This is a genomic window from Streptomyces sp. NPDC031497 (assembly GCF_055580905.1).
This window is the reverse complement of sequence record NZ_JBVIKO010000019.1, coordinates 156,566-178,140: the sequence shown is the minus strand read 5'-3', so window position 1 is coordinate 178,140 and position 21,575 is coordinate 156,566. Positions and strand designations below refer to the sequence as shown.

General features: G+C 69.7%; 18 protein-coding genes and 2 pseudogenes. 14 read left to right on the top strand and 6 right to left on the bottom strand.

Annotated elements, in window-relative coordinates; all coding sequences use genetic code 11:
* The first annotated feature begins 319 nt into the window (after positions 1 to 319).
* The 3 genes and pseudogenes from ACZ5K7_RS33165 to ACZ5K7_RS33155 all read left to right on the top strand — a co-directional run.
* The gene (locus ACZ5K7_RS33165) at positions 320 to 922 is read left to right on the top strand and encodes an HD domain-containing protein (protein WP_468919140.1); all 603 of its coding nucleotides are present in this window, start codon (positions 320 to 322) and stop codon (positions 920 to 922) included.
* A 659-nt stretch (positions 923 to 1,581) separates the two neighbouring features.
* Positions 1,582 to 2,505, top strand: coding sequence for a GNAT family N-acetyltransferase (locus ACZ5K7_RS33160; protein ID WP_468919284.1), 924 nt, complete (start codon positions 1,582 to 1,584; stop codon positions 2,503 to 2,505).
* A gap of 72 nt (positions 2,506 to 2,577) precedes the next feature.
* Positions 2,578 to 2,838: pseudogene (locus ACZ5K7_RS33155) on the top strand (transposase family protein); the annotation flags it as partial.
* Positions 2,839 to 2,988: 150 nt separating this feature from the next.
* Here ACZ5K7_RS33155 and ACZ5K7_RS33150 read toward each other — a convergent pair.
* On the bottom strand, positions 2,989 to 3,501 hold the full coding sequence (locus tag ACZ5K7_RS33150; protein WP_351701745.1) for a hypothetical protein: 513 nt from the start codon (positions 3,499 to 3,501) through the stop codon (positions 2,989 to 2,991).
* A gap of 334 nt (positions 3,502 to 3,835) precedes the next feature.
* Between ACZ5K7_RS33150 and ACZ5K7_RS33145 the strand changes: the two genes are divergently transcribed.
* The 3 genes from ACZ5K7_RS33145 to ACZ5K7_RS33135 all read left to right on the top strand — a co-directional run bounded on the left by ACZ5K7_RS33145 (position 3,836) and on the right by ACZ5K7_RS33135 (position 5,984).
* Positions 3,836 to 4,396, top strand: a complete 561-nt coding sequence (locus tag ACZ5K7_RS33145; protein WP_468919135.1) for a CYTH domain-containing protein — start codon at positions 3,836 to 3,838, stop codon at positions 4,394 to 4,396.
* 153 nt (positions 4,397 to 4,549) lie between these two features.
* On the top strand, positions 4,550 to 5,551 hold the full coding sequence (locus ACZ5K7_RS33140) for an MDR family NADP-dependent oxidoreductase (protein ID WP_468919132.1): 1,002 nt from the start codon (positions 4,550 to 4,552) through the stop codon (positions 5,549 to 5,551).
* 13 nt (positions 5,552 to 5,564) lie between these two features.
* Positions 5,565 to 5,984, top strand: coding sequence for a MerR family transcriptional regulator (locus tag ACZ5K7_RS33135; protein ID WP_468919131.1), 420 nt, complete (start codon positions 5,565 to 5,567; stop codon positions 5,982 to 5,984).
* A gap of 144 nt (positions 5,985 to 6,128) precedes the next feature.
* Here the strand turns inward: ACZ5K7_RS33135 and ACZ5K7_RS33130 are convergent, their stop codons facing one another.
* The gene (locus ACZ5K7_RS33130) at positions 6,129 to 7,346 is read right to left on the bottom strand and encodes a 4-hydroxybenzoate 3-monooxygenase (RefSeq protein WP_468919128.1); all 1,218 of its coding nucleotides are present in this window, start codon (positions 7,344 to 7,346) and stop codon (positions 6,129 to 6,131) included.
* 636 nt (positions 7,347 to 7,982) lie between these two features.
* Positions 7,983 to 8,750: an MBL fold metallo-hydrolase gene (locus ACZ5K7_RS33125; protein ID WP_351701760.1), complete on the bottom strand. Its 768-nt coding sequence runs from the start codon at positions 8,748 to 8,750 to the stop codon at positions 7,983 to 7,985.
* Positions 8,751 to 8,815: 65 nt separating this feature from the next.
* Between ACZ5K7_RS33125 and ACZ5K7_RS33120 the strand changes: the two genes are divergently transcribed.
* Positions 8,816 to 9,469, top strand: coding sequence for a TetR/AcrR family transcriptional regulator (locus ACZ5K7_RS33120; RefSeq protein WP_468919124.1), 654 nt, complete (start codon positions 8,816 to 8,818; stop codon positions 9,467 to 9,469).
* 78 nt (positions 9,470 to 9,547) lie between these two features.
* Here ACZ5K7_RS33120 and ACZ5K7_RS33115 read toward each other — a convergent pair whose 3' ends face one another.
* Positions 9,548 to 10,189: a TetR/AcrR family transcriptional regulator gene (locus tag ACZ5K7_RS33115; protein ID WP_468919121.1), complete on the bottom strand. Its 642-nt coding sequence runs from the start codon at positions 10,187 to 10,189 to the stop codon at positions 9,548 to 9,550.
* A gap of 84 nt (positions 10,190 to 10,273) precedes the next feature.
* On the opposite strand from ACZ5K7_RS33115, the gene ACZ5K7_RS33110 reads away from it, so the two are divergent.
* Positions 10,274 to 11,011, top strand: a complete 738-nt coding sequence (locus tag ACZ5K7_RS33110) for an SDR family NAD(P)-dependent oxidoreductase (RefSeq protein ID WP_053746844.1) — start codon at positions 10,274 to 10,276, stop codon at positions 11,009 to 11,011.
* 118 nt (positions 11,012 to 11,129) lie between these two features.
* Complete coding sequence (locus ACZ5K7_RS33105) at positions 11,130 to 11,270, top strand: mycothiol transferase (RefSeq protein WP_450972703.1); 141 nt, start codon at positions 11,130 to 11,132, stop codon at positions 11,268 to 11,270.
* A 14-nt stretch (positions 11,271 to 11,284) separates the two neighbouring features.
* Here the strand turns inward: ACZ5K7_RS33105 and ACZ5K7_RS33100 are convergent.
* A protein-coding gene (locus ACZ5K7_RS33100; RefSeq protein ID WP_468919281.1) for an IS5 family transposase occupies positions 11,285 to 12,165 on the bottom strand; the annotation gives its coding sequence in 2 pieces (ribosomal slippage) (positions 11,285 to 11,805 and positions 11,805 to 12,165; 882 coding nt in all).
* Positions 12,166 to 12,218: 53 nt separating this feature from the next.
* The gene (locus ACZ5K7_RS33095; protein ID WP_468919118.1) at positions 12,219 to 12,464 is read right to left on the bottom strand and encodes a DUF5133 domain-containing protein; all 246 of its coding nucleotides are present in this window, start codon (positions 12,462 to 12,464) and stop codon (positions 12,219 to 12,221) included.
* Positions 12,465 to 13,433: 969 nt separating this feature from the next.
* Here ACZ5K7_RS33095 and ACZ5K7_RS33090 point away from each other — a divergent pair.
* The 5 genes and pseudogenes from ACZ5K7_RS33090 to mgrA all read left to right on the top strand — a co-directional run.
* Positions 13,434 to 13,931, top strand: a pseudogene (locus ACZ5K7_RS33090) (lectin); the annotation flags it as partial.
* A gap of 45 nt (positions 13,932 to 13,976) precedes the next feature.
* Positions 13,977 to 14,252, top strand: coding sequence for a septal ring lytic transglycosylase RlpA family protein (locus ACZ5K7_RS33085; RefSeq protein WP_468919279.1), 276 nt, complete (start codon positions 13,977 to 13,979; stop codon positions 14,250 to 14,252).
* Positions 14,253 to 14,336: 84 nt separating this feature from the next.
* Positions 14,337 to 15,464, top strand: a complete 1,128-nt coding sequence (locus ACZ5K7_RS33080) for a glycoside hydrolase family 19 protein (protein ID WP_351702318.1) — start codon at positions 14,337 to 14,339, stop codon at positions 15,462 to 15,464.
* An 888-nt stretch (positions 15,465 to 16,352) separates the two neighbouring features.
* Complete coding sequence (locus ACZ5K7_RS33075) at positions 16,353 to 20,129, top strand: family 78 glycoside hydrolase catalytic domain (protein WP_468919115.1); 3,777 nt, start codon at positions 16,353 to 16,355, stop codon at positions 20,127 to 20,129.
* Positions 20,130 to 20,508: 379 nt separating this feature from the next.
* Positions 20,509 to 21,552 (top strand): L-glyceraldehyde 3-phosphate reductase, encoded by a 1,044-nt coding sequence (gene mgrA / locus ACZ5K7_RS33070; RefSeq protein WP_351701782.1) that lies wholly within the window; start codon positions 20,509 to 20,511, stop codon positions 21,550 to 21,552.
* Positions 21,553 to 21,575 lie beyond the last annotated feature (23 nt).

The following is a 21,575-nucleotide window of genomic DNA, read 5'->3' as shown; positions in this document are numbered from 1 at the left end:
CGCCGCTGGATGGGACTCCCGCCAATCGCGCCGTCGCCCGCCGGTCGAGGCACCCCCGTACCCTTCCGTGAACCGGCCGAAAATCCCAGGAGACTTCGGCCAGTGGACGCTCCCTTGCCGTGGCTGGGACCTCGCTTGCCACTGCCACTGCCACTGCCACTGCCACTGCCACTGGAACATTGGCATTGGGCTGTGTCTCAGTTGGCGCGCGGCGGCCCGCGAGGACCGCTGATCCTGGCGCGACGCAGCGGTGCTCGCCCAGGACTTCAGCACCGATGCGGTCTGCCTTGGGGTGCCCCGCGGGAGTAATGTCTGCGGAATGACCGCGACGCCAACGGACTTCTTGGCACGTGCCCTGGACGCCCCGGGCGAGCCCCGTCTGCGGCCGCTACCACCCGTGGTGGCGGAACTGCTGCGTTCTCTGAGCGCCCCGCCTCGGCTGGCGGCGCACCTGCGTGCGGTCCATGACGTTGCGGTCCAGTTGGTGGAATGGGTGGAGGACCGCTACCCGGATCTGGCCGTGGACGGCGACGATGTTCTCTTCGGTGCGGCCACCCACGACGTGGGCAAGGTCCTGCACCCCGAGGAGCTCGCCGGGCCCGGCTCGGCACACGAGGAAGCTGGTCGTGACCTGCTGCTGAGCCGCGGCTTCCCTCCTGCACTGGCTCGGTTCGCCGCCACCCATGCCAGCTGGGACGCCCCGGATGTGACGATGGAGGACCTCCTGGTCAGCGCAGCCGACAAGGTGTGGAAGGACAAACGCGTCTCCGGCATTGAGGACAGGCTCGTCACGGCGCTGGCAGGTACGACACAGCGGGAACCCTGGGAGGAGTACCTCGCGCTCGATGACCTGTTCACTCGGCTCGGGGCGGACGCTGCCCCTCGCCTGGCTTTCCAAGCGGCCTTCCCGGTTCACACCTGACCCGCCCTCAAGACGGCGCATTCCCCTGAGCGTGAACTGGCCGCACGGGCCAACTGCGGGCGGGTGACCGTAATTCCGTGACGCCGACGGTCCATGTCTGATCCGGTGCGGCGATGCAGGCAGGACGTGGGTCAGTCCTCAGTCGGGTGCCCCATCTCTCCGACCTGGGTCGTTCGGACGTGGACCGACGGGTGCGGCTGGGTGACCCGCACCGGGATCACGGTCAGTTCAGCCGGCTCGTGTACGGGGCAAGCTCAGTGACTTCCGCAGCCAGGCCCTGGCCCGGCTCGCCGCCCAGCGCGAAGGGATCGTCCGGCTCCGCGAGATCGCCCCACGGACACCCCGAGTGAGCCACCTTCCCGCACCGCGAACCACAGTGATCGGAACCTGTAGCTGACAGCCCGGGACTCGCTGTTCGGCACCGTCGGAAGCAGGTTGATCGAAAAGGGTTTGCGGACGAGGGCTGCGGTTGGATAGACGTAATCGCTGGATCCCCACCACGAGGGCTGAGGGGCCACGACAGCGAGAGGAGGGATAAGCCCATGATCCCCATGATCACCGCGCTTGTGTCCTCCCGGGGCGCGGACCACGTCTGACCCCGGAGCGGACGGGCGCCTTCACCGGAGCGTGCCTTGACCGTGAAAACGAACGACCTGACCATGCGTCCGATCACCGGCCGCGAAGAACTCGACCTCTTCTCCCAACTGCCTTACGTCCTCAACAATGAATTGGCGGACGACCTCGTTGCCGGCCGTCGACGTCCGCAGTGGATGTGGGTGGCCCTGCGCGGTGACCGCCTGCTGGCCAGGGCGGCCTGGTGGAGCAGAGCAGCCGACGATGCACCACTCATCCTTGACGTCCTCGACATCGAAGACAGCACCTCGGGCTCCGATCACGTGGACATCGGGGTGCGACTTCTGCAGACCGCAATGGCCGCTACCCTCCCGAACGGCTCGACTCGCCCTGAGTACAGCCGTTTCGTCCCGCCGGACTGGCGTGACAACCCGGTGACGAGCCAAGCCGTCGAAGACCGCATGACGGTACTCGAACGGACCGGTGCCCGGCTCTTCGTTGAACGACTGCGCCTGGAATGGCGTCCGGAATCACCAGTTCCCGAGCACAACGGGCGCCTCGTCTTCCGGCCGGTCCACGATGGCGAGGAACTCGTGGCTCTGATGGCCTCGGTTCTTGACGGAACGCTGGACGCACATGGCCGTGACGACCTGACCCGGATGTCAGTGCACGAAGCTGCCGTTCGGCACTACGAGCACGAGCTGGCGCGTTACACGAGCCCGCGGGACTGGTGGCGCATCGCGACACTGCCCCACGGAGAGCCAGTGGGGTTCGTCATCCCGGCCCGCAACGACTACAACGCGATCATCGCCTACATCGCGGTCCTTCCCTCACACCGCGGCAACGGCTACATCGACGACATCCTCGCCGAGGGCACCCGAGTCCTCGCAGAGCAGCGCGTCCCCCGAATCCGTGCGTCCACGGACCTCGGCAACATCCCGATGGCGAACGCCTTCCGGCGCGCCGGATACATCAATTTCGAGCGTGAAATCAACATGACCTGGAGCTGATCGAGTACCGGGCGGGGGCTCCGCAGACGGCGCCCTCGCCCACCCCTCACCCCCGTCGAGTCAGCTACGCCACGTCGACAGAACACCATGAAGGCCACCGTCATCGCTGACTGGCGGGGCCGCACCTTATGGACCGACACCCTGCGGCCCGGTCGTATGCACGATGCCACGGCCGCCCGCAACGAAGGCATCGACGTCTGCTTCCAGCGCTTCCCCGACGTCCAGGTCCTCCTGGACGACGGCTACCTCGGCCTGAGCCGCGACCACCGCGGGCAAGCGATCTCCTTGCGGTCACTCGCAAACAACCGTGCTCTGTCAGAGAAGTCTGAGCGGTAGGTGCGAGTGGGTGTTCTGCGGTGGTGAGCCGGATCTCAAACTGAGTCAGGGAACGCGTGAGCGAACCTGGTGAGGAGGCGCTGTCCCCAACTCCCCCACGGGTGCTGACGTCAGCCTCCTTCGTTGCGCCGACCGTGCCTCAGGTGGCTAGTCCCGGATCCCCAGGTCCTCCCGCATCAATGTCCGCATTGCCACCAGCCGAGGCTCCGCCTGCTTGACCTCGACGAGCAGGCGCTCGACACTCTCCCCCTCACGCGCGAGGCCGCGGTCGATGCGCTTGGCCGCCGCGTCCACCCCCGCGAGGACCTTGTTGAGTTCCCGTGACGCCTCCATGATCCGCAGCGGGACGATCATCTGCGCTGCCGCGTAGCGGTCGCGGTACTCCCTGCGGGAATCCTCGAGACGGGTGCGGTCCTCCTCGATGTAGACGCCGTCGCGAATGCGGTGCAGGGCGTCCTTGAGGAGCGTGTGGAACTGCTCGGAGGCACGGTTCATGGCCGTATACGCCTCTCGGCGCTCCTCGAACGACCTTCTGCGGTCGGCGAGTTCGGCCTCGCCGGCGCGTGCGCGGGCGTTGAAGCGTTGCGGGAGCACCGCGCCGAGGAGAGCCCCGCCGAGGCCCGCCGCCGCGGTGATCGCACTCGCTATCGCGTCTGACATGGGCGGACCCTATCGTGATCCGCACGCCGAGCTGCCCACCGCCGGAGACGGGGACTCTCCTCGATCGGGCCTTTCACGGCGGTACATAGGACTTTACGGCGAGTTGGCTCTGGGGTGGCCGGTGCGGGGGTGGGTGAGGGTGAGCACGTCAATGCCGCGAGGGGCACCGTACTCGACGGCCGAAACCCTCAACGCCCGTTTCCCGACGGCTACTTGGCTCGCAACGCAAGCGGCCCGTCACCCGCTACGGCGTCGGCTGAACCGTGACACGACCCGAGAGCATCACCGGACGAAATCTACTCAGACCATGAAGAACACCTGAGAAGCTGTGCTCATGATGGACAAGGCCGGTGGGGTTCAAGGTCAGTCGGTTTGCCCGGGAAAATACGCACGCGTCGAGCGTGAGAGACGGTTCCTGCTGTCCGAACCGCCGAATCCGTCGACGATAACAGTCACCCGTCTGATCACCGATCGGTATCTGGTGGGAACACGTCTGCGGCTGCGGCGTGCAGATTCCTCTGACGGCCGCTGCGAACGCAAACTCACTCAGAAAGTTCCGATCTCTCGTCCCGGCGGCGTTCAGGGCCTGATCACCAACACCTACTTGTCCCCGGCGGAGTACGACCTGCTCGCGTCGTTGCCGGCCGCGGTGCTGTCCAAGACTCGTTTCAGCGTGCCTCCCTTGGGCGTCGACGTCTTCGAGGGTCCCCTGCGGGGTCTGGTCCTGGCTGAGGCCGAATTCACCACCGACGAGGAGGCCCGGTCCTTCGTCCCTCCTTCAGAGTGCGTGGCAGAGGTGACGGACGACGCCCGCTTCACCGGGGGAAGACTTGTCGAGACCTCTCGTCAAGAGCTGCTCGGGTGGCTGGCCGAGTACGGGCTCCGCCCGCAGTGACATCAAACACGGATCTCTTTCCGCCAGCTAGGAGACCCGACGAAAGCCCGTGCGCCGGTCGGCCGGTGCTCGTCGCAGCCCGCGACTCGGTCGCAGGGCAATGCTCAACCGGGTCTTGCCCCTCACCCACGGGTCAAGGCTTAGCGTCCCGACATGAATGCGACTCATCGACTCGTGCGCCTGGTCCGCCGCCCCGCTGGATTGCCGACTGCGGACGACTTCACCCTGGCGCGGGTCCCCGTCCCCCGTCCCGAGGCCGGCCAGGTACTCGTCCGCAACACCCATTTCCTGGTCTTCCCCGGCCTGCGCACCCTCATCGGAGGCGAGACCCGCGATGTCCCGCTGCCGCCGCTGTACCCCGGTGACACCTTGTTCGGCCCCGCGATCGGCGAGGTGGTCGATGGGCCGCTGGAGAAAGGGCAGTTGGTACTGCACCTTCAGGGCTGGCGGGAATACGCGACACCCGACGCTGCCCAGTGCAGGCCGCTCGAGGGCACGCTGCCCGACCCGGTGGCGCACCTCGCCCAGGGCTCCGCAGCGTACGGCGCGCTGACCCGGCTGGCCGAGGTCCACGAGGGCGACACCGTGTTCGTGACCGGCGCCGCCGGAGCGGTGGGCACCATGGCGGGCCAGATGGCCCAGTTGCTGGGTGCCGCCCGGGTGGTCGGCAGCACCGGCTCACCGGACAAGGCTCGAAGGCTGAAACGGGAACTCGGTTACGACGCCACCGTGCTGCGCGGAGCGGGGCCGCTCGACGAACAGCTCGCCGAGGCGGCGCCGGACGGCATCGACATCGTCCTGGACACCGTGGGCGGCGAACAGCTGACTGCCGCCGTCCACGCGGCGAACCGGGGCGCCAGGTTCGCCCTGGTGGGCGCACTGGACGGTCAGCTGTCCCCGGACCGAGCGGGCGGGAGCGCGCCCACCGTGCTCGACACCTACCGGCTGCTGAACAGGGGCATCACGATCGCCGGCTACAGCGGCACGGACCACCCGGATGTCGAGGCTGAGTGGGAGGCCCGCTTCGGGGACTGGCTACGGACGGGCGATATCCAGTTCCCTTACACCCCGCTCGATGGAATCGAGCGCGCTCCGGAGGCGTTGCCCGAACTGATCGCAGGCCGCGCCTTCGGTGCGGCAATCGTGGAGCTGTAGGGCGGGGGAGCACATGCGGATCGGCGAGGCAGCGGCGGCAGCCGGCACCACACCACGCGCTCTGCGCCTGTACGAGGCCCGTGGCCTGCTCCGGCCCCTGCCACGTACTCCGTCCGGCCAACGTGAGTACAGTTCTGCCGAGGTGGCCCGCGTCCGCGTGATCCGTGAGCTGCTGGCTCTGGGCCTCACCCTGGAAGACCTCCGCCGCCGAGCCCACCGCCTGGACCTCCTCGTCCAGACCGCACCTGCATCTTGTGGCGGCCCTCCAGGCGAGTTCAGCGATGTCGTGGCCGATCGCCTGGCAACCCTGGACGCGGAGATCGCTCGCCTCACCTACTTACGGCAGAGCCTCGCCGCAGCCGCGGGTGGGCCGTCAGATGCGGCTCAGGGCAGCCGTTCTGGAGGACCTGGACGAGCATTGCCCCAGGTTTGACGTGTGGGTGGTTCCGCCGGCCAAGGCGCGTCCCGACGGCGGACCGACCTGCGAGCCTGCCAGCCAGTGTCCGAGTGGTGGCATGGGGCAGGCGAGGATCGTCCGGCGCGTGGGCTCTTCGCGGTCCGCGGACGGCCGTCGTGGTCAGCGGCTCGTGGAGGCGGGGTGGTGCTGGGCCGGGTCAAGGCCGGTCATGAGTTCCGCGAAGGCCTGTGCGGCGGTCGGGGAGGTGAAGAGGCGGTCGAGGCGGGCGCGGGCCAGCCGGCGCAGGAAGGGGCCGCAGCGGGTGTCGTCGCCGGCGTCGTGGACCGTGCGGGTCAGCCAGTGGGAGAACTCCTGGTCGCTCCAGACTCGCCGCAGGCACCGTTCGGAGTAGGTGCGCAGGCCGGTGTCGTCGTGGTCGCGGACGTGGTCGCGGATGGCGCGGACGAGGAGATCGGCGTCGTACAGGGCGAGGTTCATGCCCTTTCCGCCCATGGGCGACACGATGTGGGCGGCGTCTCCGACGAGGTACAGGCGGCCGTACTGCATGGGGTCGTGGACGAGGCTGCGCAGCCGGAAGGTCTCGCGGTCGGTGATCGGGCCCGCGGTCAGGGCGGGGTCGGCGAGCCGGGTGCGCAGCGCGTCCCAGACGCGGGTGTCGGGCCAGGCGTCGGGGTGGTCGTCGGGCGGGCACTGGAGGTAGTAACGGCTGCTGTGCGGTCCGCGGGGGAAGTGCGCGGCGAAGCCCTGTGGGCTGACGGCGAGCAGGGGGTGGGCGGGGGGCGGGGCGTCGGCGAGAACGGTGAGCCAGCCGATGCCGTGGTCGAAGGTGTGGGTGGTGAGGTGCCCGTCGGGGACGGCGGTGCGGGTGACGCCGTGCTCGCCGTCGCAGCCGGCGACGAAGGCGCAGGTGATCGTGTGCACCGTGCCGTCAGCGGAGCGGTAACGGACGGTGGGGCGGTCGCCGGTCAGGTCGTGCAGGGTGATATCGGCCGTCTCGTAGCGCACGTCGCCGCCCTCGGCGAGGTGGGTGGCGGTGAGTTTTTGGACCAGGACCTGCTGGGGGCACAGACGTGCACCGGGGCCCTCGGATCCGTCGCTGTCGTCGACGAGGTGGCTCTTGCCGTCCACCCGGAACTCCAGGATGCCGTCGTGGGGTGGGCTGCCCAGCACCAGGTCGGCCAGCCCCCAGGACACGAACATCCGCACCGCGCGGCTCTCCACGATGCCGGCCCGCTGCCGCTGTGCCACGTAGTGGCGGCTGCGGCGCTCGAGGACGATGCTGTCGATGCCGGATCTGCGCAGCAGCTGGGCGACGGTCAGCCCGGCCGGGCCCGCGCCGATCACCACGACGGTGGTGGATTCCGGAACCTCGTCCAACTTCCGTTCATCCTGGGCCACTTGGCACCTCCGGGGTCAGCCTAGCGCCGAGTGAGGCCGGGGCGGGGAGGTGTGTTGCGGGCCGGAGCCGCGTGGTTGTGCGGGATCCGGGGACGTTCATGCCGTCCCCACCCTCGGCTGTGGCCCCTCGGCGACGGGCCTGCGTTTCCTGCCGCCCATGGGCGCCTCCTTCGTCGTTCGCCCTCCTGACGATCCGACGGGGAACTCCGCTGGAGGGGGCTGCTGTCCCGGAGGAGCCGGTCCGCTCCGGCGCGGTCCGGGACGTCGTACCGAAGCCACGGAACCGGAGCGCCCGCGGCGGCCGGGCCATCACCGGGCCCGCGTGGTGCGTGGTGTTCGGAAGCAACGGCCGGCGGGTACGCGCGCGTGGCTCCTCGCACGGCTGGTCGCCGCTGACCGTCACGGAGGGGACGTCGGCCCGAGCGTCAGTGCTGCGCTGTGCGGTCCTGGCTCAGGGCTTGTCGGCGAGTCCCTCGATGTCGGCTTCCTCGGGGAGGATCACCATGTCGATCTCCTTCCGGCCGAGGAGCGGGCCCAGGGCCAGGCCGCGCTCCGGCGGCCAGAACTCGGGCTTCCAGGCGGGTCGCCGCCTGGGGAACCGGGGTGCGGCGCGGGTCAGCGCACTCCGAAGTCGCGTGCCTGCTGGGTGGCGGCCCGGACGCCGTCGGTGAAGGGTTCGCCGTGGCCGGGCAGCAGCAGATCCGCCGGCAGCTGGTCGAGACGGTCGAGGGCGGCGAGCGCGGCCCTGCTGTCGTGGGTGAAACAGCGGCTCACGATCGAGGGTCCGGTGTGACCCGACAGCCCGTCATCGGTGACCAGGGCGTCGCCGGTGAAGAGCAGCCCGCGGTCGGCGAAGTGGTAGGCGGTGCTGCCGGGGGTGTGACCGGACAACACGACGGCCTGCGGGGCACCGGGGACGTCCTCCAGCACCTGGTCGCCGTGGAAGACCCGCGTGTTCCGGACGGCGGGAGCGGTGAAGGCTCCCGCGCGGGCCAACCGGAGAGGCATGGCGAACGCGGCCGGCCTGCGCAGGAGGTAGGGGAGCATCGAGCGCTCGGGCTTGGCATGGCGGTTCACGCTGCGCGGGCCGTCGTGCAGGATCGCGGCGTCCCGGTCGTGGACCCAGATGTCGGCTCCGGCCTCCTGAAGGGTGTGAGCCAGGCCGGTGTGGTCGAGGTGGCCGTGGGTCAGGAGCACGGCACGGATGTCGGCGACGGAACGGCCGAGGCCGGCCAGCAGCCCGCGCAGCTGGCCCAGATGCGCGGGCACTCCCGCGTCGATCAGAGTGAGACCGTCGGGGCCCTCGATCAGGTAGAAGTTGATGCCGTGATCGCCGAGGCGGTGGACGCCGGGCGACACCTGCGTGGGCGCGGGACGGGACATACGGACCTCCAGCAACCTGCCAGAATTCAATACAGTCGACTGTATCAAATTTGGAGGGTGCGCCGATGCCAGGCGAGACACCACGCCGGCCCTACAACTCCGATCGCCGTCGGGAGACCGCCCGCCGCAATCGGGCAGCGGTGTTGGCGGCCTGCGGTGAACTGCTCTTCCGGGACGGCTACCACGCCACGACCGTGCGGGCCGTGGCCGAGGGGGCGGGCGTCTCGCCCGAGACCGTGTACAAGACGTTCGGTGGCAAGCCGGGCCTGGTGAAGGCCCTGTGGGACAGCACGCTGGCCGGTGACGACGAGCCGGTGCCCATGGCGGACCGCCCCGAGACGCGGGCGATCCTGCGGACGAGCGAGCCGGACGCCAAGCTCCGGCTCTACGCCGCGTTCGTGCGCGGGATCCATGAGCGGATCGCCGCGCTGTTCACCCTGCTGACCCAGGCGGGGCCGGACGTCGCGGAGGTGCTGGAGATGGCCGAACGGGAACGGCTCACCGGCGTCACCGCGTTCGTCACCCACCTCGACGAGACCGGTGCGCTGGATCCGGAAGCGGATCCGGCGCACCTGGCGGACGGCCTCTGGGCCCTGGCCGGACCGCAGCTGTACACGCAGCTCACAGCGGGGCGGGGCTGGTCGGCCGACACGTACGAGGAGTGGCTGGCCCGCACGCTCATCGCCACGATCCTGCGGTCTGCTCGCCCGAAGCGGTAGGCCTTCGGCGGCGCGGCGGAGCAGGAGGGTCGCGCCTAGGCACTGTCCGGCAGATCATGTGGCCGTGATGGCACCAAGTTAGTTCTCGCGGGCCGGACTGCGCACGGTTGCGAGGCGTTTCTGCCCCTCGGGCATGGGCAGGACCGCCAGTGCGGTGTCTGCAATCTTCCGCAGCGCCTCCGGGTCCAGGCCGGCCTTGCCTACCGCCTCGATACCGCGGACCACCGTCAACAGCAGTGCCGCCAACCGCTCCGGATCCGCAGCGCTATCGATGTCGCCGTGGCGCTGGGCGGCGCTGATCTCCGTCCGCAGCAGAGTCAGCAGTGCCGTCATGGTCTCGGCCGACCGTCCGGCGACCGTCGGATCGTGCTGGGCCAGTTCCGCCGCGCCCTTGGCCAACAGGCACCCGCGGCGCTCGGTGTCTGAGGCGGTGTTCTCCGCCATTAGGTGCACGTATCCCGACAGCCGGGCCAGGGCCTCTGCGTCCGGGCCACCTGCCAGCCGCTCTTCGGCCACCTCAACGACTGCGGTGCACCAGTCGCCAAACACACGGTGGAACAGCTTGCCCTTGTCGCCGAATGCGCCGTACAGGCTGCCCTTGCCCAGGCCGGTCGCCTGGGCGATGTCGTCCATCCGGGTTCCTGCATAGCCGGTCGCCCAGAACTGTTCCCTGGCCCGCTCCAGGACTTGGTGTTCGTCGAATGCGCGTGGTCTCGGCATGATCTCAGCCTAACCATTCTTGACTCGATCGTCCATTACTGCCTACGTTATGGACGATCCATTCCACAACTGAAGGGGTTCGACATGCCAGGCGTGCTGCATGAGAAGGTGGCCGTGATCACCGGAGGGACCAGCGGGATCGGGCTGGCCATCGCCCACCGCTTCGTCCGAGAGGGCGCACGGGTCTTCGTGACCGGCCGGGACATCGACCGCCTCGAAGCGGCAGTCAAGGAGATGGGCCCTGCGGCCACCGGCGTACGATCCGACGTCTCGGTCCTGGCCGACCTGGACGCGCTCTACGCGCGAGTCCGCGAGGAGGCCGGACGCATCGACGTGCTGGTGGCCAACGCGGGAATCGTCGCGGACGCCGCGCTCGGCGCCCACACCGAGGCGAACGTCGACCTGACACTCGCCGTCAACGTCAAGGGCCCACTATTCACCGTCCAGAAGGCGCTTCCGCTGCTGGCGGAGAACGCCTCCATCCTGGTCATCGGCTCAAGCAACAGCGTGCGCCCCAATGAGCATCTCGAGGTCTACAGCGCCTCGAAGGCAGCGTTGAGCAACCTCGTGCACAACTGGGCCCGGCAATCGCGAGAGCGTCGATTCCGGGTCAATGTCCTCAGCCCGGGACCCACGCGGACCCCTGCCCTGCTGCGCGCCGCGGGGCCGGACGTCGACCGGTTCGCCGAGGCCGTCGTGCCACTGGGGCGGCTGGCCGACGCCGAGGAAATTGCCGAGGCCGCCCTCTTCCTGGCTTCGGACGCCTCGTCGTTCGTCACCGGCGCCGAACTCTTCGCCGATGGCGGCTACACCCGGGCCTGAACGCCGGCCGGTGGTGCGCATCCGGTTCCCTCGAAGCGACGGGGTGCACTCCCGGCCGCGCGTGTGCGTCGTACGAGGCCCAGTGCGCTCGAAGCAACGAGATCGTGGCCGCGGGCTCTTGGATGACGTCGGCCGCCACGCCGACTGCCGGTCCGGCAACGCCGACCTCCGCTGGTTGCTCATCCATCTCGTCGAGGAGACCGGACGGCACGCGGACATCATGAGGGAACTGCTTGACGGGGCGAAGGGGTACTACTAGGTCTCTCCGGTGGGTCACGACCGGAGCCAAAGTCGGATCGAGGCAACGGTGACGGTGCCGTAGAAGACGTAGGCGCGTTTGTCGAACCTCGTTGCCACAGCCCGGAAGCTCTTGAGGGCATTGATCGTCCGCTCCACCTCGTTCCTGCGTTTGTAGATCGTCCTGTCGAAGCCAGCGGGCCGACCGCCCTTGCTGCCTTTGTGCTGTCGGTTGGTCCGCTGGTTCTTCGGTTCGGGGATCGTATGTTTGATCTGGCGTCGCCGCAGGTAGAGGCGGCTACGGCGGGAGGAGTAAGCCTTGTCTCCGCCGAGGTGGCCAGGCCGAGTCCGCGGTCGCCCGCCATCCCGGCGGGCGACACGGACACGCTCCATGACCGGGATGAGCTGCGGAGCGTCGCCCCACTGCCCCGGGGTGATCAGCAAGGCGAGTGGGCGGCGTCCGCCCTCACCGGCAAGGTGGATCTTGCAGGTCAGGCCGCCCCGTGAGCGTCCCAGGCCCTCATCGGGGCGGTGCTGCAGGGGCGCGTATCTTTTCCCGGAAGTCGCGGGGGTTTCTTACGTGCTCCCGCAGCGTGTTGGTGGGCCCGGCAGGAGGTGGAGTCCACGCTCACCATGGACCAGTCGATGCGGCCTTCCGCGTCAGCATCGGCGAGGACAGCCGCGAAGAGCTTGTCCCATGTGCCATCCGCTGACCAGCGCCGATGCCGCTCGTACACGGTCTTCCACCGACCGAAACGCGCAGGCAGATCCCGCCACGGTACCCCGGTGCGCTGCCGGAACAGAATCCCGTTGATCACCCTGCGATGGCTCTCCCAACGGCCCCCGCGTTGACCGGACTTCGGTAGATGCGGCTTCAGCCGGGCCCATTCTTCATTTGTGAGATCTCCGCGCCCCATGAGCATGCCAACGAACCAAGGCTGCGGCAGTCACAAGATCCGCCGGACAGTGCCTAGGCGGCCAGGGCCTCGTCCTCGCGATCGCTGCCCCCGCCGCCGGAGCGGTACCCCTGCAACAGGGTGTCCGCCGCGTGCAGGGCCTGCTCCGCGTCGGTCGCTCCGGTCATCACGCACAGCGTGTAGGTGGCGTCCTCCAGCAGGCGGCTGGTGCGGCCGGTGGGGCGTACGTCGTGCTCGATGCGCGCGTCGGCGAACCGGGCCAGTGCGGCACGCAGTTCCTTCTCCGCCGGAAGAATCATGGCGATTCCCACTCCCCCAGACTCGGCTCGCGGGTGCGTCGGCGCCGCCGCGAGGCACAGGTTGCACAGGCGGCATTCGGCGCCGCCCTTCGACGCGGGACCGCGCCGAGTGAACCTCCGTCTGCCCCGCGACCGGAGGTCCATACCTGGATGGTCGAAGAGGGCCGCCGCGACAGGGGGGACGGTGTCACGGATCAGAGAGGGCTTCACCGTCGATCCCGGACAGGCCCTGGCGGAGGTACACGGCGAGGCCGTGTGCGGCGGCCGCAACGCCTACTGGCCTTCGCCCCGGGCGCGGGGAACCGGCCGCCCGATCGAGCGATTGCGTTCAAAACCCCATGCCCTCGCGCGAGTTGAACCATCCCTCCGATCCCAGGAGTCAATACACGCGTCTCGGGCTCGCCGGGCATCCGGACATGTCCAGCCGCCACCCTCGGCTCGGCCGATGACGTGACGTGACGTCGTGGACAACGCTCCGCCGGAATCGACGATCGGCAGGGCCGAACAGAGTCGATCTCACCTCAGCGGCCCTGAAAGTCAGGTCGCCCAGGTCGAGTTGACCACAGCCCCCTGCCGCACGGCACCGACGGCCGGGCCGACGCTACTAGGGCCTGTCTGACAATTCCCGTCGTCGCCCGGAGGGCGGCCTCGCGGCGTCAGGTGCGTGCTCTCGGCGTGCCGGGCGTAGGCCCTCGTACTGGACGTACTTGGGTCTGCGCCCGGTGCGGCGAGAGTGCGTGCATGGCGTCGCGAGGCAGACGGGAATTGTCAGACAGGCCCTAGCGCCGGTTCAGCCCCACCCGGATGCCGAACGAGCGGCTGTGGAGGCACCGGCCACATCTGTCATGTTCACACCTTGACGGCCTTGGTATAGACCTTTAGCTTTCCCCGTGTCAGGTCGTCCCGACGTGCGTCCTGTCGGTGTCCGCCACACCTACGTGCCACTTCGGAAAGGCTTTCCCACCCCCCATGGCTGCTCGCTCTTCCTTCCTCGCCACCGCGTTACGCGGTACTCCTCTCATAGCCCTGCTGGCCTTGTCGCTCAGCCCGTTGACCGCGGCACCGGCGGCCGCGGCGACCGGTACGGTCACGGGACTCGCCGGCAAGTGCCTCGATGTCGCCGGCGCCGGCACGGCCGACGGCACCCCGGTACAGCTCTACGACTGCAACGGCACCAGCGCCCAGCAGTGGACCACGGGCGCCGACAACACCCTGCGCGCCCTGGGCAAATGCCTCGACGTCACCGCCAACTCCACCGCCGACGGCGCCAAGGTCCAGCTGTGGTCCTGCACCGGCGCCGCCAACCAGCAATGGACCGTCACCGCCGCCCACGACATCGTCAACCCCGCGGCGAACAAGTGCCTCGACGTCACCGACCGCTCCTCCGCGAACGGTGCGCGGATACAGATCTGGACCTGCACCGGCGCCGACAACCAGAAGTGGAACGCGCCCGCGGAACAGACCGGCGAACAGTGCTGGGCCACCCACTACGGCCCCCAGCCGCCCGGCGCCCTGACGGCGAGCGGTGAGGTCTTCGACAACAACGCCGACACGGCCGCCACGTCCCTCTCCCGCCAGCCTCAACTGCCCTTCGGTACGCGCGTCCAGGTCACCAATGTCGCCAACGGCCGGTCCCTGACCGTACGGGTCAACGACCGCGGCACGTTCGCCCAGACCCCGCAGGAACCCAAGTGCCTTGATCTGACCGACGGCGCGTTCAGCCGGCTCGGCGGTGTCCTCGACCCCGATGCCGGACACATCGTCGTGACCCAGCAGGTCCTCGGCTGAGACGTCTGCCTCCGCAGGCCGGTCACGCACTCTCACCCCCTCGTTTCACGTCAGGAGCAGCTCTCCATGCGCCTTCCTCTCCTCATGTCCCGCCTCCGCGGGCGGACCGCCCTCGGCCGGCTGACGCTGGGCGTCGTCCTCGCCGCCGTCCTGTCCGCCCTGTTCACCGTCGCCCCGGCCCAGGCGGCGACCGGCCAGATCACCGGCCTGGCCGGCAAGTGCGTCGACGTGGCGGGCGCCAACAGCGCCAACGGGACCGCCGTACAGCTCTACGACTGCAACGGCACCGCCGCCCAGAGCTGGTCCAATACCGGCGACGGCACCCTGCGCGCGCTCGGCAAGTGTCTGGACGTGACCAGTGGCGGCACCGCGGACGGCACGACGGTCCAGCTCTACGACTGCAACGGCTCCGCCGCCCAGCAGTGGGCCGTCAGCTCGGCCAACGACATCGTCAACCCGCAGGCCAACAAGTGCCTGGACGTGACCGGCAACAACTCGGCCAACGCCACCCGGCTGCAGATCTGGACCTGCTCGGGCGGCGCGAACCAGAAGTGGAGCGCCCCCGCGAGCGGCGGTGGCGGCGGCAATCCTTCGGGGTTCGTGGTGAGTGAGGCCCAGTTCAACCAGATCTTCCCGAGCCGGAACTCGTTCTACAGCTACAGCGGCCTGACCGCCGCCCTGTCGGCCTACCCGGGCTTCGCGAACACCGGCTCCGACACCGTCAAGAAGCAGGAAGCCGCCGCCTTCCTCGCCAACGTCAGTCATGAGACCGGCGGGCTGGTGTACGTGGTCGAGCAGAACACCGCCAACTACCCGACGTACTGCGACTGGAGCCAGTCCTACGGCTGCCCGGCCGGACAGGCCGCCTACTACGGGCGCGGCCCCATCCAGCTGTCCTGGAACTTCAACTACAAGGCCGCCGGCGACGCCCTGGGCATCGATCTCCTCAACAACCCCTGGCTGGTGCAGAACGACTCGGCCGTGGCCTGGAAGACCGGCCTGTGGTACTGGAACACCCAGACCGGCCCGGGCACGATGACCCCGCACAACGCCATGGTCAACGGCGCCGGCTTCGGCCAGACCATCCGCTCCATCAACGGCTCCCTCGAGTGCGACGGCCGCAACCCGGCCCAGGTCCAGAGCCGCGTCGACGCCTACAACCGCATCACCTCGATCCTGGGGGTCAGCCCCGGCAGCAACCTGTACTGCTGATCACCTCGGAGCTTCCCCGCACGGCGGACCGGTGGATTCCCCCACCGGTCCGTCGGTGCTTCCGCGGCCGATGCTTGCGGCGGGAAACCGCAGCTGGAGCCCGCCCTGGGACGACCGGTGCCCGAGCAGCGCGGGCAGGCTGGACAGCGACCGCCCGGTGCCGGACGGATGTGTGCCCGCCGGGTGGGTTCCGGGGTGGGTAGTGGTCGGACACCGGCTTCCCGCCGGCACCGGTCCACCCACGTTCCGGCCCGATGGGGCGCAGGAGGGCGTCGGCAGCGTGCTGCCGAGAAGATTTCACGACGGTATCTGCGCGCATCGCGCCGCCTGCGACGAGACGGCCCCCACACCTCGACGTGAAGCCGGGTCGGCCTGCGGCCGGGAGGGCGGCGGGTGTCGAACGCGTGCCACAACCGGTTCACCGCCTGTACGGCGCCCGTGCTCAGGTACGTGAGAGCGGCCCCGTGGACATGTCCCGGAGCAGGCGCGGCCGCTCCGGCTTTCGCCACCGTCCTTGATCATGTGGCCTCGGTGTGTGCCGGCCGAGGGCGGTGTCGGCGCAGCGAGTTCTTCGGCGAACGGCCTGATCGCGTACGAGACATGGGCGCACCGACGATGGCCCGAACTCCCCCTTGACCGGCGCCTCGGGCGGGCACGGTCGGCTCGCACGGCGGCGTACGAGCTCCGATGAAACGTTGCGCTCTCACCGATGAAACGTTGCGCCACTCTATTGACGCCGCTCACCAACTTTCATACATTTCCCCCGCATTAACGGTTTGAAACGATTCAATGACTCGCCCGCAATCGTGACCGGACGGGAGCTCCCGTCCGCGTCCGCCGCTCACCGAGCCGTTCTGCTTCGCCCGACGCGCGTGAAGGAGTACTTCGTTGGCCAGTCAGACCACACCCCCCGCCCCTGGCTCCCCCGGTTCGCCCGACTCCGGCTCGCGCACGCCTCACGAGGAAGCTCCGGTCAGCCGACGCGGTTTCCTCGGCACGGCGTCGGCGCTGGCGGCGGGTGCTCTCGCCGCGGGAGCCGTCGGCACGTTCGCCGGCCACGCGCAGGGGGCCACCGGAACTCCCGCGGCCGGGCCCGTCGGGCTGTCCCCGGCCCACTGGATCTGGTACCCGGAAGGCGATCCTGGCTCCGACGCCCCCGCCGGACACCGCTACTTCCGCACGAGCTTCACCGTCGCCGAGGGCGAGGTGACCGACGCGCAGCTCGTGGTCACCGGTGACGACTCCGTCGACGTGTGGCTCAACGGGATACCCCTCGCCGGCTCCCCCAGAGTCGCCCGGTCCTGGCGCGACGCCCTGTACGTGGACCTGCGGCCCGCCGTGACCGCGGGGACCAACACCATCGCGCTGGCGAGCCGGAACGAGGGCGGCGCGGCCGGCGTCATAGGACGGATCCGCGTGCTGACCGCCGGTGGTACGACCGATGTCGTCACCGACGGCCGCTGGTCGGCGGGCAAGGACGTGTCCCCGGGATGGGAGCAGCCCGGCTTCGCCGACGACGGCTGGCCGGCCGCCCGGGATCTCGGCGCCTACGGTGCGGCCCCCTGGTACACCCGGGTCGCCGCTCCCGACCTCTCGTCCCCCTCGCCGCTGAGCGTGGCCTCCGGCACCGTGGAGCATCGCGCCCTTCCCCTGGGCGTGGACGCGGCACACCCGCGCTTCGGCTGGGTCCTCGACTCGACGGAGCGGCAGCAGCGCCAGGGCGGATACCGGATCCAGGTCTCGGCCACGGCCGACGGCTCCGGTGAGCTGTGGGACAGCGGGCGTGTCGCGTCCGACCGGCAGATCGACATCGCCTACGCCGGCGGGCCCCTGAAGAGCCTGACCCGCTACTTCTGGAGGGTGCGCGTCTGGGACACGCAGGGCCGGGCGGCCGCCTGGAGCAAGCCGAAGTGGTTCGAGACCGGGCTGCTGGCGCCCGCGCAGGAGTGGTCCGCCGCGTTCATCGGGCGACCGCCGGGACCGGATCTCTCGGGCGCCACCTGGATCTGGTACCCGGAGGGCGACCCCGCGTCCCAGGCGCCCGTCGCGACCCGCTGTTTCCGGCGTACTTTCACGCTGCCGGACGCACCCGCCGCGGCAAGCCTGATCGTCACCGGGGACGACACCGCGGACGTCTGGGTCAACGGAACCCAGGTGAGCACCTCACGACGCGTGACCGACTCGTGGAAGAGCGCCGCGACGGTCGATGTCACCGCGTATCTCAAGGGCGGCGCCAACACCCTCGCGGTCGCGAGCCGGAACACGACCCTCTCCCCGGCCGGACTCATCGCCAAACTCACGGTGACGGGCGGCCCGACGGTGGTCACCGACGATGCGTGGACGTCGCACCAGGATCCGCCCACGGACTGGCAGAGCCCCGGATACGACGACAGCGCCTGGCCCGCCGCACGCGCGATCGCCCCGTACGGCAGCGGTCCGTGGGGATCGAACGTCCAGGTCGTGGGGCCGGCCCCGATGCTGCGCAAGAGCTTCAGCGTGCGGGGGCGGGTCGCCTCGGCACGGCTGCTGACCACCGCACTCGGACTTCACGAGACGCGGCTCAACGGAGCGAAGGTCGGCGAGGACGTGCTGGCCCCCGGGTGGACCGACTACGCGCAACGCCTTCAGTACAAGGTGTTCGACGTCACCGCGCACATCCGGCGGGGCGCCAACGTGCTCGGGGCGTGGCTCGGCAACGGCTGGTACTCCGGCAACCTGGGCTTCGCCGGCAGCCGGCACTACGGCACCCGGCCGTTCTACGGCGCACACCTGCTCATCACCTACACCGACGGGTCCACCCAGCTGGTGACGACGGACCGCAGCTGGAAGACGGCGACCGGCGCGATCACCGCGGACGATCTGTACCAGGGCGAGAGCTACGACGCGCGCCTGCACGTCGAGGGCTGGGACTCGCCGGGCTTCGACGACAGCGGCTGGTCGGCCGTCGCCGTCCACGACGGGCCCGTCCCGCGACTGGTGGCGCAGGTCGACAATGGCGTCACCGTGCAACAGGAACTCCGCCCGGTGTCGGTGGCCGAGCCGCAGCCAGGGGTGTGGATCTTCGACCTGGGGCAGAACTTCGCCGGCTGGAACCGCGTCGCGGTCCGCGGCGACGCCGGCACCACGGTCACCGTCCGCCACGGCGAGGTCCTCAACCCCGACGGCACGCTCTACACCACCAACCTGCGCGCCGCCCAGGCCACCGACTCCTTCACGCTCGCCGGCACCGGCAGCGTGGAGACCTACGAACCCCGGTTCACCGTGCACGGCTACCGTTACGTCGAACTCACCGGCCTGCCGCCCGGTTTCCGGCCCGACGCCACCACCGTCACCGGTCGCGCGGTGTGGACGGACGCCCGGCAGCCGGGCACGTTCAGCGCGTCCGACACGCTGCTCAACAAGCTCCAGCACAACATCGTGTGGGGCGAGCGCAGCAACATGCTCTCGATCCCGACCGACTGCCCCCAACGGGACGAGCGGCTGGGCTGGACGGGCGACATCGCCGCCTTCTGCGCGACCTCCACCTTCAACCTGGACACGCACGCCCTCCTCACCAAGTTCGTCGACGACCTGGCGGACGCCCAGCAGGCGAACGGTGCCTTCACGGACGTCGCGCCCGCGGTGATCGGCGGCTCCGGCACGGCCGGGTGGGGAGACGCGGGAGTGGTCATTCCCTATACGGTGTGGCAGCGCTTCGGCGACCTCGGCGTCGCGGACCGGCACTTCACGGCGATGGCCCAGTGGGTCGACTATCTGCGCGCCACGTCCGGCAGCGACCTGATACGCGATCAGCAGACCTTCGGCGACTGGCTCAACGTCAACGACAACACGGCCCAGGACCTCGTCTGCACGGCCTACTTCGCCTGGTCGGCCCGCCTGGTGTCGCGCATGGCGGCCGCCACCGGCCGTAGCCCCGAGGCCACCGCCTACGGGCAGCTCGCCGACCAGGTCGCGGCCGCCTTCCGCGCCCGCTTCGTCTCGGCCGACGGCACGGTCCGCGGCAACACCCAGACCGGCTATGTGCTGGCCCTGGCCTTCGAGCTGCTGCCCGCGTCCCTGGTCCCGGCCGCCGCGGACCAGCTCGCCGCAAAGGTCGCGGCCACGGACGGACACCTCAGCGTCGGCTTCCTCGGCGTGGAGAACCTCCTGCCCGTGCTGGCGGACCACGGTCATGTCGACACCGCGTACCGGATTCTGCTCCAGCGTGACTTCCCCGGCTGGGGTTACATGATCGACCACGGGGCCACCACGATCTGGGAGCGCTGGGACGGCATCCGCACCGACGGCTCGTTCAACGACCCGGGCATGAACTCCTTCAACCACTACGGCCTCGGCTCGGTCGGCGACTTCCTCTACCGCCAGGTCGGCGGCCTCGGCCCGGCGAGCCCTGGTTACGCCTCGCTGCGCATCGCGCCGCGGCCGGGCGGCGGCCTGACCTCCGCCGTCAGCACGTACGACACCCCGTACGGCAGCGCGGCGAGCAACTGGGCCGTCTCCGGCGGCCGGTTGAGGCTGCACGTCACCGTGCCCGTCAACACCTTCGCCGCCGTCATCGTGCCCACCTCGCGGCCGGAGTCGGTGGTCGCCCCGGCGCAGGCCGTCCCGACGGGCCCGGCGACCTACCACCTGCCGGCCGGGCACTACACCTTCACGGCGGTCGTCTGACCGCGCGGAACGTATGCGGGGGCGGGCACACGCGCCGTCCCCGCACCACCGCCACGGCCTCCACGGCCGCCGCAGAGGTCGTACCGGCTGTCGGCCTCGTCGCGGCCCGACCGCCAGACCTGAGCGATCAAGAGGTACGGCCCGCCGCCTGTTGGCGGGTCGGCCATCGAGCGGTGATCACGCCACCGTGTGCTGACCGGCTTTCTCACCGGGTCCACCCGGCGGCGGCCACGGCTCGGTCCGCGAGGCTCCCTTTGAGAAGTGACACCGATGAATGCCATGTGCGTGAGCTGTTGGACTCGGGAATCGAGCCAGGGCACAGTAGGCACGTTCGTCCCCCCGAACGCCATGAAACCCACTGTCACCTGCGGAGACCCCCATGAACCACGTCGCGGACCCCGAGCGGTACAACGGCACGATGCGCTACCGGCGCACCGGGCGCTCGGGCCTCGACCTGCCCGTCCTGTCCCTGGGCTACTGGCACAACTTCGGCGACGACCGGTCGTTCGAGAGCCAGCGGGACATCGCGCTGCGCGCCTTCGACCTCGGAATCACCCACCACGACCTGGCCAACAACTACGGCCCGCCCTACGGCTCCGCGGAAGTCAACTTCGGGCGACTCCTCAAGCAGGACCTCGCACCGTACCGGGACGAGCTGGTCGTCTCCACGAAGGCCGGCTGGGACATGTGGCCCGGCCCCTACGGCCAGGGCGGTGGCTCCCGCAAGTACCTGCTGGCCTCCCTCGACCAGTCCCTGCGGCGCACCGGCCTCGACTACGTCGACATCTTCTACTCCCACCGCCTCGACGCGAGCACGCCCCTGGAGGAGACGATGGGCGCGCTGGACACCGCCGTCCGCCAGGGCAAGGCCCTGTACGTCGGAATCTCCTCCTACGACGCCGAGCGCACCCGGCAGGCCGCCGCGATCCTGCGGGACCTGGGGACGCCCCTGCTCATCCACCAGCCGTCGTACAGCATGGTGAACCGCTGGATCGAGACGGACGGGCTGCTCGACGCGGCGCAGGAGGAGGGCTTCGGCGTCATCGGGTTCACGGCGCTGGCGCAGGGCCTGCTCACGGGGCGCTACCTCGACGGCATCCCGGAGGACTCGCGGGCCGCGGCCGGCACGTCGTTCGACACGGACTGGCTGTCGGACGACATGGTGGACAGGCTTCGCGCGCTCAACGCCATCGCCCAGCGCCGTGGGCAGACCCTCGCGCAGATGGCGCTCGCCTGGGCACTGCGCGACGAGCGGGTCACCTCGCTGGTCATCGGCGCGTCGCGCACCGAACAGCTCGAGCAGAACGTCGCCGCGCTGGAGAACCTGGAGTTCACCGCGGAGGAGCTGGCCGAAATCGACACGTACGCTGTCGACGGCGGCGTCGACCTGTGGCACGACGCCCGGACCGGAAAGATGAACTGAGGCCGTACCCGCAACGGCCGACG